Consider the following 14596-nt stretch of genomic DNA (forward strand, 5'->3'; position numbering starts at 1 on the left):
TGCTTCAAACCTGGAAATCATGAAACATCTGAAGTCTGTCGAGCAGTTCGCCATGGTCCCGTACCTGGTGCGCTGGCTGCTCTTCTCGTGCGTGCTCGGCGCGCTCGCCGGCACCGCGTCCGCGGTTTTTCTCTACGCACTCGATCGCGCCACCGACACCCGCATCGCTCATGCATGGCTGCTGTGGCTGCTGCCCGTCGCCGGGTTCGCGACCGGCTGGGTCTATCTGCGCGTCGGCCAGTCGGTCGAAGGCGGCAACAACCTGTTGATCGACGAAGTCCACGATCCGAAGAAGATCGTGCCGAAGCGGATGGCGCCGCTGGTGCTGGTCGCGACCGTCGTCACGCATCTGTTCGGCGGCTCGGCCGGGCGCGAGGGCACCGCCGTGCAGATGGGCGGCGCGCTGGCCGACCAGGTCACGCGCCTGTTCGGGCTCGACCGCGACGAGCGCCGCATCCTGCTGATGGGCGGCATCGCGGCGGGGTTCTCGTCGGTGTTCGGCACGCCGCTCGCCGGCGCGATCTTCGGACTCGAAGTGCTCGCGATCGGCCGGCTGCGCTACGATGCGCTGCTCGCGTGCGTCGCGTCGGCGCTGGCCGCCGACCTGGCGTGCCGCGCGTGGGGCATCCATCACACCGTCTACACGATTCCGTTCGTCCCGCCGATGACGGCGGCCGGGCTCGGCTCGGTGATCGTCGCCGGCATCGCGTTCGGCATCGTCGGCATGCTGTTCGCGGACTCCACGCACGCACTGTCCGCGTTCATCAAGCGGAAGATCGCGTATGCGCCCGCGCGTGCGCTGATCGGCGGCGCGGCCGTGGCGGTCGCGGCCACCGTGCTGCACGTGCCGCAGTTTCTGGGCCTCGGCATTCCGACGATCGTGCAGGCGTTCGGCGGGCCGCTGCCGGTCTACGACTTCGCGGGCAAGTTCGGCTTCACCGTCGCGACGCTCGCGTCCGGCTTCAAGGGCGGCGAGGTGACGCCGCTGTTCTACATCGGCGCGACGCTCGGCAACGCGCTCGGCCACGTGCTCGCGCTGCCGATTCCGGTGCTCGCCGGGCTCGGGTTCGTCGCGGTGTTCGCCGGCGCCGCGAACACGCCCATCGCGTCGACCATCATGGCGATCGAACTGTTCGGCTCGGACATCGCCGTTTATGCGGCGCTCAGTTGCGTCGTCGCGTATCTGTTCTCGGGGCATACGGGCATCTATCGCGCGCAGCGCGTCGGACACGCGAAGCATCCGCTGCTGCCCGCCGGCATGCGCCTGTCCGAGATTCCCGCGTTGCGCCGCGCGCGCCGCGCCGAAACGAACGTCGCCCCGCCACCGTAACCGCAGCCGGACCGGCTCGTCGTTGTAATGCCGGGCGGTGAGCGGCGCCGGGGCATGACGTCGCCGCGTGGGGTTCCGTTTGTCGCGGGACGGGAAGGGGATTGCGGCGCGTCGATACAGTCTGCAACCCGAATGATCGGGAGCGACGGCGGCGCCGCAACAAACACACGCCTATTCCAGCACGATCGCCTGCACCTGATTGCGGCCGGACGACTTCGCGACATAGAGCTGCTCGTCGGCCGTCGATACCAGCGTCTCCGGCTCGCGGCCGGCCGTCGGCCGGCAGGTCGCGCAGCCGACGCTGACCGTCACGAGCCCGGTATCGCTGCCGGGGTTCTCGATGCGCAGCGCCTCGACGCTGGCGCGGATCGTTTCCGCGACCTGCATCGCGCCGTCGTGGCCGGTGTCCGGCAGCACGACCGTGAATTCCTCGCCGCCGTAGCGCGCGACCACGTCGACCGAGCGCCGCGCGGCCGCCGCGATGCGCGTCGCGACCGTCGCGAGGATCCGGTCGCCGGCCGCGTGGCCGAACGTGTCGTTGTAGAGCTTGAAGCGGTCGATGTCGATGAACAGCACCGACAGGCTGCCGCGCTCGCGCAGCGCGCGGTTCCATTCCGCATGCAGCCGCTCGTCCAGCGTGCGGCGGTTGCTCAGTTTCGTCAGCGGATCGGTCGTCGCCTGGCGCGCGAGTTCCGCCTGCGCGCGCAGCTTGTCGCGCAGCGTGTACGCGAGCATCCACGCGCCGAGCGCGAGCGCCGCGCCGAACAGCACCGCGATGCTGCCGACGATGCGCCGCTGATGTCGCCAGCTCTTGAGCACGTCGTCGGTCGCCGGCGCGACCACCGCGACGAACGGCAGGCCGGACACGTGCCGCCACGTATAGATCCGCTCGACGTTGCCGCTGCCGACCAGCACCGCCGAGCCGCCGTCGCGCGCCGCGATTTGCCTGAACGCCGCCGTGTCCGCGACGCTGACGCCGGACGTCTCGTCCGCATACGGCTTCACGCCGAGCAGCGTGCCGTCGTCCAGCGTGATCGCGACAATGCCGGGTTCGGCTACGTTGATCCGCTCGAACAGCCGCTGGAAGAACTCCAGCCGCACCTCGAACATCGCAACGCCGGCAAACGCGCCGTCGGGCGCGTTCAGCCGCCGCGTCAGCGCGATCGACAGCTTGCCGTTGTGCAGCCGCGAGCGGAACGGATGCGACACGACAAGGCCGGCCGACGGGTCCTGCTTCTGCTTGAGGAAGTAGTCGCGGTCGTCGAGCCGCAGCACCGGGCTCACTTCGCTGCCGTCCTGCGACGCGACGATCTGGCCGGCCGCGCCGACGACGAATTCGCCGTCCACGTACGCGTCGTCGGGCAGGTCGCGAAACAGCAGACGGTTCTGGAGGTCCGGCGGCGCGACCCACGTGCGAGGGTCCTCGGCGCTGCGGACGATCTCCTGCAACTGGACGTCGTGGAAGCGGAAGTTGCGTTCGAGGTCGAGCGCGATGATCCAGCTGAGGTTTTCAGACGTCTCGCGCGCGTGCTCCATCGCGTCGCGGCGGCCGGCCTCCATCTCGATCAGCGGCACCGCGGCGACGATCGCCGCGATGACCGTGCCGGCGATCCCGACCGCATACGGGCGGTTGCCGATCAGCCGCGTGGCGGCGGCGATGGCGGCCGCGCCCGCGCGGCGCAAGCGCGACGCAGCCGGGCGCTCGGGCACAGCGTTCGCAGGTTCGTCCATGGGCAACCACCGCGAGGAGAGTCGGGCGACGTACGTTGGACAGCCGTTGTGTTGCAGTGCGATCGCGCGCGGGCGGGTTGCCGTTGGCGTGGCCGTCCGTCATCGGAACCGACGCGGCCTGCACGCGGTTCGCCCGGCGCGAACGGTAATCATCGCCGTATCGGCCGATCCTGTCACGCGTCGATCCGGTTGGCATCGATTCTTCGCGGCGTCCCGCGTGCCGAAGCGCGTGTCGTCAACCGTCCGCTATATGGCTGCTCTTACGCTCGTCGCTTCTTCCACGCGTAATCGGCGGGCGGATCGGCAACGCCGGCGCGTCCGACCGCGTTCGGATGCTCCGAGCATAGCGTAACGAACGACACCGCTTCGCCGCGATGCTGACGCGCGCGCAGCGCCTCCGCGAAGCGGAGCGCGTCCGACATCGCATCGGCGGGGAAACCTTGCGCATGCGGGACGGGCGCGGCGTCGCCCGGCTCGCACCAATAGACCATGTACACCGGATTCATCGGCAATGTCGTCGAAGCGGACGGAAGAGGGGAGTGCCGATCATAAGCGAAGCTGGCGCGATGGATCGACACGGCGAGGCGGGAGCGGCGGCGACGTCGTTGTCTCGTTGCGTTCGCCGCCGTTCGCCGTCGATCGCGGATGCCGACGTCACTTGTTCTGCGCGTCGAACTTCGGCGCCGACGACGCGCCCGTGTTCTGCGTCGAGCCTCCCACGCCGCCGGTGTCCGCCGCGGTGCCGGGCTGCGGATAGCCGGACTGCCGGCGGTCCTCCTGCGTGCCGCGCGGCATCCGTTCGGTATCCGATCCGTTCGCGCCGTTCGCATCACCGAACTGATAGACGCCGTTTTCGCGCGGCGTCTCGGTGCTTTGCGCAACCGCCGTGGACGCCAGTACGGCGGCGAGCGCCGCGATCACGATCGCGGCTGTGTGTTTCGTTCGCTGTTTCATCGCAGATCCTCTTTGTGCGGCAGCCCACAGTCGCGGGATGCGGAGGCGGGCCGTCCGCTTACAGATTCGCAAGCTCCATGCCGCGAACGTTCGTTTTGATTCGTCGCTTTATGCCGCTGTGGAGGCGCGTTTATGCGCGGTTGCTTTCGGGGCGAGTCGCGCTGTGAGGAGGGCCAAACGTTAAATCTGGCGGGCCTTTGCGGCTGACCGCATCGTGGCAGGCCCCTGCCGGCCGCCATTGCCGGCCGCGCGCACCGGATGCGCCAGGTTGACAGATCGGCCGCGCGCGCATCGAACTCGACGCTGCATTTACCTTACCGCCGCTGTCGTTTATGTAACTCAAAACGAATGATCGGAAAGGAATTGGAAATTTAAGTAACTCCGGAATGTAACGCAGAAATGGTCCAATTCGCGGCAGTTTCAATGCGGTAAGTCTTTCCGGCTGTATTTCTAACAACATCCCCAGCACCTCACGATGCATGGGACGCTGACCCGCGAATCTGGAGCCACTGAATGTTCCGCAAATCCCTCTTGCCTATCCCGTTTGCCGCGGCGTTGCTTGCGCTGAGCGCGTGCGGCAGCAGCCACGACGACACGCCGGCCGCTCCGGCGCAGTCCGCGCAGGATTCCCTGAAAACCGCTACGCCGATCAAGCACGTCGTCGTGATCTACGGCGAGAACGTGTCGTTCGACCACTACTTCGCGACGTATCCGACCGCGAGCAACCTGGCGGGCGAGCCGCAGTTCTCGGCGGCCGCGAACACGCAGACCGACATCAACACGCTGGTCGCGAAGAGCCTGACGGGCGCGAACAACCCGAACGCAGCGGCCGGGTCGCCGAACCTCGTCAACGCAACGATCAACACCATCACGACGGAGCCGCCGAAGGCGCCGAACGGCGGTGTGGCGCTGTCCGCGACGGTCACGCCGCAGCCGTTCCGTCTGGATCGCGCTCAGGCCAACACGGAAAGCCAGAACCACAGCTACACGCCGGAACAGCTCGGCGACGACAACGGCAAGATGGACGCGACGCCGCTCTTCACGTCGGCGGCCAACGCGATCCCGGGCAGCACGGGTGAATTCGCGTCGCCGGCGCAGGTGCTCGGCTACTTCGACGGCAACACCGTCACCGCGTACTGGAACTACGCGCAGAACTTCGCGATGAGCGACAACGCGTGGACCGACACGTTCGGCCCGTCGACGCCGGGTGCGGTCGAAGTGGTGTCGGCGCAGAACAATGGCGCGCAGGTCAGCCCGAACGTCGTGACGAACTCGACGACGACGACCAACGCGATCGTCGACGGCCAGGGCGGCATGTCGCTGATCGGCGACCTGGACCCGACCACCGACACGTGCTCGATCGCCGCCGAAAAGGCGACGTCGTCGCCGCAGTCCGGTCCGACGGCGATGATGTCGAGCAAGAACATCGGCGATCTGCTGAACGCGGCGAAGATCACGTGGGGCGGCTTCATGGGCGGCTTCAACCTGCAGACCGTGAACGACAACGGCACGACCGGCTGCGCACGTTCGACGTGGTCGGACGTGCTCGGCAAGGCGGTGCCGGACTACGTGCAGCACCATGCGTGGTTCCAGTACTACACGTCGACGGCCAACCCGACGCACCAGCGCCCGAGCTCGGCGTCGGTCATCGGCTCGGACGATCCGCAGTTCGACAGCACGGCGACGCCGGTTCACCACCAGTACGACACGGACGACTTCTTCACGGCGGTTGCGGCGGGCAACTTCCCGTCGGTGAGCTTCCTGAAGGCGCCGGCAGTGGGCGACGGTCACCCGGGCAACTCGGATCCGCTCGACGAGCAGGCGTTCGTCGTGAAGGTCGTCAACTTCCTGCAGCAGCAGCCTGACTGGAAGAACACGGCCGTCATCATCGCGTACGACGACTCGGACGGCTGGTACGACCATCAGAAACCGACGATCCAGCACTCGTCGTTCGACACGACGCTGAAGGTCACGGCGGGCAACTCGGGCAACGGTGCAACGTTCCAGGGCGCCGACCAGTTCACGGCCGCCGGCCAGTGTACCGACAGCGGCGCGCAGCAACCGGCCGGCGTGAACGGCGGCGCGGTGAACGGCCGTTGCGGTCCGGGCACGCGTACGCCGTTCCTGCTGATCTCGCCGTGGGCGAAGAAGAACTTCGTCGACCACACGACGATCACGCAGGCGTCGGTCGTGCGCTTCATCGAGGACAACTGGCTCGGCGGCACGCGTCTCGGCCAGGGCGCGTTCGATGCGACCGCGGGCGACATCCGCGCGATGCTGAACACGACGGGCGACACGCCGACGGTGTTCCTCGACCAGAACCTCGGCACCAAGCTGGCGAGCGCCCCGTCGAACTAAACGGCGACCGCCCGGATGGACCGCGCCGCAACCGTGGGGCGGCGCGCGTCGGTGAAAGCCGGCGTGCGCCGCTTGAGCGGACGGCCGGACAACCTGTAGCCAGGGTCGAGCCAGTGCGTTTTGCGCACTGGCTCGACGTTTTTATTGCGTCATCCCTGTTGATCTATCGCCATGAGTCTTCGTCCTGATACTGCATTGCCTCCGTCGCTGCCCTCGGGCGGCAATTCGAGCCCCGACGCCACCCGCAAAACGCTGCGGCGCGTGCTCGGCTGGGCCGTGGCCGTCGTGGCGGCCGGATGCGTCGCGTTTGCCGCGTACGCGGCGATCTATCCCGAACGGATGCCGCCCGCGATCGGCGACATCGTCGAAGACATCACTGGCGCGAATCCGCAGCCGGTCAAGCTGCACCTGCCGCCGCAGCAGCCGCTGAGCGCGATGGCGCAGCTCGGCCGGCAGATCTTTTTCGACCCGTCGCTGTCGGCGTCGGGCAAACAGTCGTGCGCGTCGTGCCACAGCCCCGACCACGCGTATGGCCCGCCGAACGACCTGTCGGTGCAGATGGGCGGCCCGCACCTCGACCAGGCGGGCTACCGGCCGCCGCCGTCGCTCGGTTACCTGTACCGCCAGGTGCCGTTCAGCATCGGCCCGGATCTGGCCGACGACGACACCGCGCCGGCGTCGATCGCGCAGCAGGCCGCCGCCGCGAGCGGCGTGCAGCGCGCGGTGAAGACCGCCGGCGTCGCGCCTGCCGCGCCCGCGATGGTGCCGCAGGGCGGCCTGTTCTGGGACGGCCGCGCGAGCACGCTGGAAAAGCAGGCCATCTCGCCGATGCTGAACCCGGTCGAGATGGCGAACGCGACCGAGGACGACGTGATGCACAAGCTGCTGGCGACGAAATACGTCGACCAGTTCAAGAAGCTGTTCGGCGACGAGATCGTGCAGAAGCCGCACATGATGCTGGCCGAGGCGATGTTCGCGGTCGGCCGCTTCCAGTTCGAGGACCCGTCGTTCCATCCGTTCACGAGCAAGTACGACTACTGGCTGCAAGGCAAGGCCCGCCTCACGCATGCCGAGTTGCGCGGCCTGAAGCTCTTCAACGATCCGGACAAGGCGAACTGCGCCGGCTGCCACCTGAGCAAGCCGACCGCCGACCATCTGCCGCCGCTCTTCACGGACACGCAATACGAATCGCTCGGCGTGCCGCGCAACCGCGACCTGCCGGTCAACAAAAACCCGGCGTTTTACGACATGGGCGTGTGCGGGCCGTTCCGCACCGACGTGAGCGACCTGACGCAGTACTGCGGCATGTTCCTCACGCCGACGCTGCGCAACGTCGCGACGCGCCACGCGTTCTTCCACAACGGCGTTTATCACGACCTGCAGCACGTGATGGACTTCTACAACCTGCGCGCGACGAATCCGGAAAAGATCTATCCGCGCGACGCGGCGGGCAAGGTCGCGCAGTACGACGATCTGCCGGCGAAGTATCACGCCAACGTGGACGTCGCCGACGCGCCGTTCGACCGCAAGGCCGGCGACACGCCCGCGATGACCGACCAGGACATCAAGGACATCATCGCGTTCATCGGCACGCTGAACGACGGCTACAAGCCTTGATTCGACCGTATGCCGGGGCGGCTGCGCGACGGGTTCGTCGCGTTGCGCCGCCCCGGCGTCCAACGGCGCTTTGCTGCGGCGCGCTCGGGCAATTCCTCGGGCAATTCACATGCCCGGGCGTGCCGGTTTTGTCCTCCTTCCTCGCGTCCTCCCGGACGTTCCACAGGCCCGCCGCCTGACTCCTGCCGATACGCTTCAGCACGCGCTTAATGCTGTTTCGCCGTAGCGCGGACGGCAGCGAAGTCGCGCCATCCGCCGGCGAAACGCCAAAACGCTCGGACTCCTGCGCGTACCGGGCAGCTACAAAGCACCCGCGCGGGACTGCGACTATGCTTCACGGGCAGGCTCCGCAGCCTATCGTTCGGTATTCCAGGGATTTACCGCGACTTCAGCTTTCTCCTGATGCTGTTACCTACGTTCAGAGGTGGACCATGGTTTCCAGAAAGGACCGTGAAAGCAGTGGAGGCAGGATGGGCGGTTATGCGTCGTGGTGCTTCTGCGACAAGGACCGCGCACTGTACGTGAATCGCCGCATCAGCGCGGACCTGTCGCGACGCGGTTTCGTCGCCGGGATGGCCGCGTCGATGCTGAGCCTCGTGCTGCCGAAAATAGCGGGCGCGCAGAGCGCGAGCCCGCCGCCGCCGCCGGCCGCGCCGATCGTGTTCACGAATTTCCGGCTGTTCGACGGCCAGTCCGCCGCGCTGCGCGATGGATTGACGCTGACCGTCGAAGGCGATCGCGTCGGCCGGATCGAGCGCGGCCAGGCCGCCGCGGCCCCGGCCTCGACCGATGGCCGGCAGGTCGTCGATTGCGGCGGCCGCGTGATGATGCCAGGCCTGATCGACATGCACTGGCACGCGCTGCTCGCCGCGCTGCCGATCGAAGCGGTGCTGCAAGGCGACTTCGGCTACGTGTACATCGCGGCGAGCGCCGAGGCGGAGCGCACGCTGCTGCGCGGCTTCACGACGATTCGCGACGCGGGCGGCCCCGCGTTCGCGTTGAAGCAGGCGATCGACAGCGACGTGATCTCCGGCCCGCGGGTCTACCCGTCCGGCGCGATGATCACGACCACCGGCGGCCACGGCGATTTCCGGCCGCTGTCCGACATTCCAAAGGCCGGCGGCCAGATCAGCACGATCGAGAAAGAGGGCGGCGCGGTGATCGCGGACACCGCCGACGAGGTGCGTCTGCGCGCGCGCGAGCAGTTGATGCAGGGCGCGTCGCAGGTCAAGATCATCGGCGGCGGCGGCGTGTCGACGCCGCGCGCGCCGCTCGACATGGTCACGTTCTCCGAGCCGCAACTGCGCGCGGCGGTGGAGACGGCCGGCGACTGGGGCACCTACGTGCTCGTGCATGCGTACACGCCGGAGTCGATCCAGCGTTCGGTGTCGGCCGGCGTGCAGTGCATCGAGCACGGCCATCTGATGGACGACCGGACCGCCGCGCTGCTCGCGAAGAGCGGCACGTGGCTCAGCATCCAGCCGTTCTACGAAGGCGCGATCGTGCCGCGCCCGAGCCCGGTGCGCGAGAAGCAGCTCGAAATCATCGACGCGACGGACGGTGCATATCGGCTTGCGAAGAAACACGGGGTCAAGACCGCGTTCGGCTCGGACCTGCTGTTCTCGCAGGTGCTCGCGACGCGCCAGGGCGCGATGCTCGCGCAACTGAAGCGCTGGTATTCGGCGGGCGAGGCGCTGACGATGGCGACCGGCGGGAACGGCCGGCTGCTTGCGCTGTCGGACCGGCGCAATCCGTATCCGGGCAAGCTCGGCGTGCTCGAAGAGGGCGCGTATGCGGACCTGCTGCTCGTCAACGGCAACCCGCTGGAGAACCTCGAACTGATCGCCGATCCCGCGAAGAGCCTGAGCGTCGTGATGAAGGGCGGCAGGTTCTACAAGAACACGCTGGCGGCGTAGCCTGGTTTGCCCGCACACCGTCGAATGAACCGCGCCGGATCGACGACGTCGGTCCGGCGCGGCATCGACGGCGCTGGGCCGTTTAGAACTTGTGGCGCATGCCGACGCGCAGCACCAGTTGGTGGTTGTTGTCGGACGGCGTCACGCCGTTGATCGCCGCGACCGCCGCCGCGCCGGTCGAGTTCGTGCCCGACGCCTTCTGGTAGATCCCGACGAAATACAGGTCGGTCCGCTTCGACAGGAAGTAGTCGGTGCCGAGCGCGGCCTGGTGATACGTCGATCCTTCGCGGCCCTGCACCGAGCTGCCGCGCGTGTAGTCGTACGCGGCGCCGACGAGCCAGGCGGTCGTCAACTGATACTTGAAGTTCGCCTCGACGTTGTTGAACATCGCGTTGCCGCTGTTGCCGGCCGGGTTCGGGCCGGAGCCGCCGCCGTCCAGGTTGTCGAAGCGCGTGTACGAGTAGGTGCCGCCAAAGGTCGCCGCGCCGTACGTGTACGCGCCGCCCGCCGCATACACCTCCTGGGTGCGGGCGTTCGCGAAGCCCGAGAACACCGGCGACGCGATGTTGTTCAGCGTCGCGAGCGGCGCGGAGCCGGTCGTGTTCGCGAGCGCGCTCGTGCCGTAGAACGACGTGTTCGGGTTGCGGATGTTCAGGTAGCCGACGCCGAGGCCGAGCGGGCCGTTGTAGTACGAGCCGCCGAGCGACCAGATCTGGTTCTGGCTGAAATGCCCGGCGACGCCGCCGGGGCTGTACACGCCGCCGAACGTGAAGCCGCCGTAGTTGTTGCTCGTGTACTTGATCGCGTTGTTCACGCGGTTCGAGTTGTTGATGTTGTCGAGGTCGCCCGGGTGCGCGGTGTAGAAGCCGCCCCACTGGTCGCCGATTTCGAACAGGCCGACGTAGTCGACGACCGAGTCGTACTGGCGGCCGAGCGTGACCATCCCGTACGGCGTGCTGAGACCGACGAACGCCTGGCGGCCGAACATCAGGCCGCCCTGGCCGAGCTTGCCGCTGCTGAGGTCCATCCCGTTTTCGAGCACGAAGATCGCCTTCATGCCGCCGCCGAGATCCTCGGTGCCTTTCAGACCCCACCGGCTCGCCTGGATCTCGCCGCTCACGAGGCTGTACTGGCGCGCGCCGTGCGAGTTCGTGTTGAAGGTCAGGCCTTCGTCCACCACGCCGTACAGCGTCACGTTGCTCTGCGCGTGCGCGACGCCCGCGCAGGCGCCGAGCGCACCCACCATGCCCGCTAACCGAAGTGTTTTTTTCATCGTTGTTCCATCCAGTCGTTGATTTCAATCCCCGTGCGAGAAAGCCGGGAACCAAGCCGCGGTCATCGTTCGCCGACCGCGAGGCGCACTTCATAAAAAACGTCGTCCTAACAAAATTCAATTCCGTCCCGTCGGCCAGGGCGGGGGACAGCCCGGCGACGAACCGGCGCCGCATCGCGCGTCGAAGCACACGCCGAAGTGCGCATCGATTCGCGATGGAGCCTTGAATTGCGATGCAAATTAAGCATCCGAATTTGTTGTGTCAATGGAACATTTGAACGTCGAAATGTCTCATGGACGCGATCTTGAGGATGCGAAAGCAGCGGCGAAAAAGCGCCGGACGGGCGCCGGGCGAGCACCGGCGCGGCCTTGCGGGGAAAGGGCTGGAGCGAAGGGAGGGGAGAGGCAGAAAGCGCCGCGGATGGCGATGCGGACTTACCATAGAGGACAATGTTTGTTTCTCACTTTGTCCTATTGACCCGACATTACGACACTTTTAGAGTGGCCGCCATGGGAACGACACTACCTCTGCCGAAATACCACCAGATCTACCTGGTGCTTCGCGAGCAATTGCAGGAAGGCCAGTTCGACGAGGAGGGCGTTCCCGGCGAGCATCAGCTGGCCGAACAGTTCTCGGTCGCGCGCATCACGATCAGGAAGGCGATGGAAATGCTGGTCGCCGACGGGCTCGTGATCCGGCGTCCCGGCATCGGCACCTGGCCGCTGCGCGCGGAGCCGGGCCGGAAGCGCAAGCTCGCGCCGCCGCCGGAAAAAGCGCATCTGACCGGGCTGCTCGAAAACATCGTCAACGCGGGGCTGCGCACGAACGTCGAGGTGATCGACAGCAACGTCGTGCTCGCGTCGCCGGTGATCGCCGAGGCGCTGAACGTCGCGGCCGGCGACCCGGTGTACAAGACGATCCGCGTGCGCAGCACGCGCTCCGGCCCGGTGTCGTACATCACCACGCACGTGCCGCAGGCGCTCGTCGACCTGAAGCCGCGCGACCTGAAGCGCAAGCCGCTCCTGATGCTGCTCGAAGAAGCGGGCGTCGAACTGGGGGCGGCCACGCAGACCATTTCGGCGCGCCTCGCCGATGCGGTGGTCGCGCGTCATCTCGACGTGTCGGTCGGCTCGGCGCTGCTCGACGTGACGCGCGTGGTGCGCGACACGAACGAGCGGCCGGTGCAACTGCTGCAGGGGCTGTATCGGCCCGACCGCTACCAGTATCAACTGGAGCTTTCGTGCGTCGGCGACATCGACGCGCGGGTCTGGGTCAGCGAAGCGTTATCGACCACATTCAACTGAAATATCCGCCTGGAGATCTCATGAGTTCGCGTCGTACCTTTCTGCGTCAGTCGACGGCCGCGGCCGCGATGCTGGCCGCGCCCTGGGCCGCCCGCGCGGCCGCCGGCAACACCATCAAGATCGGCGTGCTGCATCCGGTCACCGGCGCGGTCGCCTATTCGGGGCAGCAGTGCCGTCTCGGCGCGCTGCTCGCGATCGAGGACATCAACAAGGCCGGCGGCATCAAGTCGCTCGGCGGCGCGACGATCGAGGCCGTGCTCGGCGACGCGCAGTCGCGCCCCGAGGCCGGCGCGGCCGAAGTCGAGCGGATGAACGAGGCAGGCGTGTCGGCGATCGTCGGTGCATATGCCTCGGCCATCTGTCTCGCGACCACGCAGACCGCCGCGAAATACGGCCTGCCGCACGTCGTCGACGTCGGCGTCGCGGACCAGATCGTGCAGCGCGGCCTCACCAACACGTTCCGCTTCGGCCCCGGCTACGACATGTGCAGCGCGCGCGCGGTCGAATACCTGAACACGCTGAACAGCGCGGCCGGCAAGCCGGCGAAGACGGTGATGATCGTGCACGAGGAGTCGCTGTTCGGCACCGGCACCGCGAAGCTGCTCAGCACCGAACTGCCGAAGTACGGGTTCGAGATCAAGGAAGTGGTCAAGCACCCGAACCCGACGCGCGACTTCAACAACATCGTGCTGCGCATGCGCGCGGTGAATCCGGACATCGTGATCCCGGCGAACTACTACGACGAATACGCGCTGCTGCTGCGCGCGATGAAGCAGCAGCGCGTGCGGCCGAAGGCGGTGTTCTCGGTGCTCGGCGGCGCGGCGTCGAGCTACAAGTTCCTGAAGGAGTATCCGGACGTCGCGGACGGCATCATCGACTGCAACCACTGGTTCAACCCGAAGGACCCGCGCGTCGCGCCGCTGCGCCAGCGCGTCGAGGCGAAGGGCGCGTACTTCTCGTACGAGGTGTTCATGACGTACACCGCGACGACGCTGCTTGCCGACGCGCTGGAGCGCGCGAAGTCGGCGGACCGCGCGGCGCTCACCGCGGCGCTCGCGTCGAGCACGTTCAAGGACCACCTGATGCCGTACGGCCCCACGCATTTCGTGAACGGCCAGAACACCGGCGCGCAGCCGCTGCTCACGCAGGTGCAGGGCGGCGACATCCGGGTGATCCTGCCGCCGGACTTCCGCGAGGTCGCGCCGGTGTTTCCGCTGAAGGGCTAAGGTTCCGCGCATGTTCGATCCCATCATCCTCGTGCCGGCGCTGCTGAACGGGCTCACGACGGGCGCCGTGTACGCGCTCGTCGCGCTCGGCCTCACGCTGATCTACGGCGTGCTGCACATCATCAACTTCGCGCACGGCGCGGCGCTGATGGTCGCGCTGTACGCGGTGTATCTGCTGAAGGACCGGCTCGGCATCGACCCGTATCTCGCGCTGCCGTTCGTGATGGCCGGGATGTTCGTGTTCGGCTACCTGTTGCAGCGCGTGGTCATCAACCGCGCGAGCCACGGCTCCGACGAGAACATCCTGCTCGTCACGCTCGGCCTGTCGATCGTGCTGGAAAACCTCGCGCTCGTGCTGTTCCATTCGGACACGCGCAACATCGACACGTCGTATGCGATGTCCACCGTCGAGATCGGCCCGGCGATGATCGCGCTGCCGAAGGTGATCGCGTTTTTCGGCGCGCTGGCGGTCGCGGCGGCGCTGTACGTCATCATCCGCGCGACCGATCTGGGCCGCGCGATCCGCGCGGTGTCGCGCGAGAAACACGGCGCGAAGCTGATGGGGATCGACGTCGACAAGGTCTATGCGCTGTCGTTCGGCATCGGCATGGCGTGCGTCGGCGCGGCCGCCTGTTTCCTGCTGCCGAGCTACTACGTGAGCCCGCAGGTCGGCGGCGGTTTCGTGCTGATCGCGTTCACGATCGTCGTGCTCGGCGGGATGGGCAGCTTCGCGGGCGCGCTGCTCGGCGGGCTGCTGATCGGCGTGGTCGAGTCGCTGGGCGGGCTGTGGTTCGGCGATTCGATGGGGCAGATGGGCATCTTCGCGATCTTCATCATCGTGCTGCTGGTGCGCCCGCAGGGTCTGTTCGGCAAGAGGGCATAACCG

General features: G+C 67.3%; 11 protein-coding genes. 7 read left to right on the forward strand and 4 right to left on the reverse strand.

Going from position 1 to position 14596, the window contains the following annotated elements:
• The first annotated feature begins 19 nt into the window (after positions 1–19).
• A complete protein-coding gene (locus BLV92_RS07065) occupies positions 20–1330 on the forward strand; it encodes a voltage-gated chloride channel family protein (RefSeq protein WP_090543505.1) in 1311 nt (436 codons plus the stop codon).
• Positions 1331–1501: 171 nt separating this feature from the next.
• Here the strand turns inward: BLV92_RS07065 and BLV92_RS07070 are convergent, their stop codons facing one another.
• The 3 genes from BLV92_RS07070 to BLV92_RS07080 form a co-directional block, all read right to left on the reverse strand.
• Entirely contained in the window at positions 1502–3061 is a 1560-nt protein-coding gene (locus BLV92_RS07070; protein WP_090543507.1) for a sensor domain-containing diguanylate cyclase, read from the reverse strand.
• A 260-nt stretch (positions 3062–3321) separates the two neighbouring features.
• Entirely contained in the window at positions 3322–3558 is a 237-nt protein-coding gene (locus tag BLV92_RS07075; RefSeq protein ID WP_373681837.1) for a hypothetical protein, read from the reverse strand.
• Positions 3559–3715: 157 nt separating this feature from the next.
• Positions 3716–4015, reverse strand: coding sequence for a hypothetical protein (locus BLV92_RS07080; protein WP_090543509.1), 300 nt, complete (start codon positions 4013–4015; stop codon positions 3716–3718).
• A gap of 513 nt (positions 4016–4528) precedes the next feature.
• Between BLV92_RS07080 and BLV92_RS07085 the strand changes: the two genes are divergently transcribed.
• The 3 genes from BLV92_RS07085 (at position 4529) to BLV92_RS07095 (ending at position 9906) form a co-directional block, all read left to right on the forward strand.
• On the forward strand, positions 4529–6373 hold the full coding sequence (locus BLV92_RS07085) for a phospholipase C (protein WP_090543511.1): 1845 nt from the start codon (positions 4529–4531) through the stop codon (positions 6371–6373).
• Between the two features lie 171 nt (positions 6374–6544).
• The gene (locus tag BLV92_RS07090) at positions 6545–7990 is read left to right on the forward strand and encodes a cytochrome-c peroxidase (protein WP_090543513.1); all 1446 of its coding nucleotides are present in this window, start codon (positions 6545–6547) and stop codon (positions 7988–7990) included.
• 431 nt (positions 7991–8421) lie between these two features.
• Entirely contained in the window at positions 8422–9906 is a 1485-nt protein-coding gene (locus tag BLV92_RS07095; RefSeq protein WP_244283755.1) for a metal-dependent hydrolase family protein, read from the forward strand.
• A gap of 82 nt (positions 9907–9988) precedes the next feature.
• Here the strand turns inward: BLV92_RS07095 and BLV92_RS07100 are convergent, their stop codons facing one another.
• On the reverse strand, positions 9989–11179 hold the full coding sequence (locus BLV92_RS07100; RefSeq protein ID WP_090543515.1) for a porin: 1191 nt from the start codon (positions 11177–11179) through the stop codon (positions 9989–9991).
• 510 nt (positions 11180–11689) lie between these two features.
• On the opposite strand from BLV92_RS07100, the gene BLV92_RS07105 reads away from it, so the two are divergent.
• Genes BLV92_RS07105 through BLV92_RS07115 form a run of 3 tightly spaced genes read left to right on the forward strand, consistent with a single transcriptional unit; the run spans position 11690 to position 14593 of the window.
• On the forward strand, positions 11690–12484 hold the full coding sequence (locus BLV92_RS07105; RefSeq protein WP_090543517.1) for a GntR family transcriptional regulator: 795 nt from the start codon (positions 11690–11692) through the stop codon (positions 12482–12484).
• A gap of 20 nt (positions 12485–12504) precedes the next feature.
• The gene (locus BLV92_RS07110) at positions 12505–13710 is read left to right on the forward strand and encodes an ABC transporter substrate-binding protein (RefSeq protein WP_090543520.1); all 1206 of its coding nucleotides are present in this window, start codon (positions 12505–12507) and stop codon (positions 13708–13710) included.
• A 10-nt stretch (positions 13711–13720) separates the two neighbouring features.
• A complete protein-coding gene (locus tag BLV92_RS07115; protein WP_090543522.1) occupies positions 13721–14593 on the forward strand; it encodes a branched-chain amino acid ABC transporter permease in 873 nt (290 codons plus the stop codon).
• The last annotated feature ends 3 nt before the right edge of the window (positions 14594–14596 follow it).

Source organism: Paraburkholderia caballeronis, from assembly GCF_900104845.1.
GTDB classification, from domain to species: domain Bacteria; phylum Pseudomonadota; class Gammaproteobacteria; order Burkholderiales; family Burkholderiaceae; genus Paraburkholderia; species Paraburkholderia caballeronis.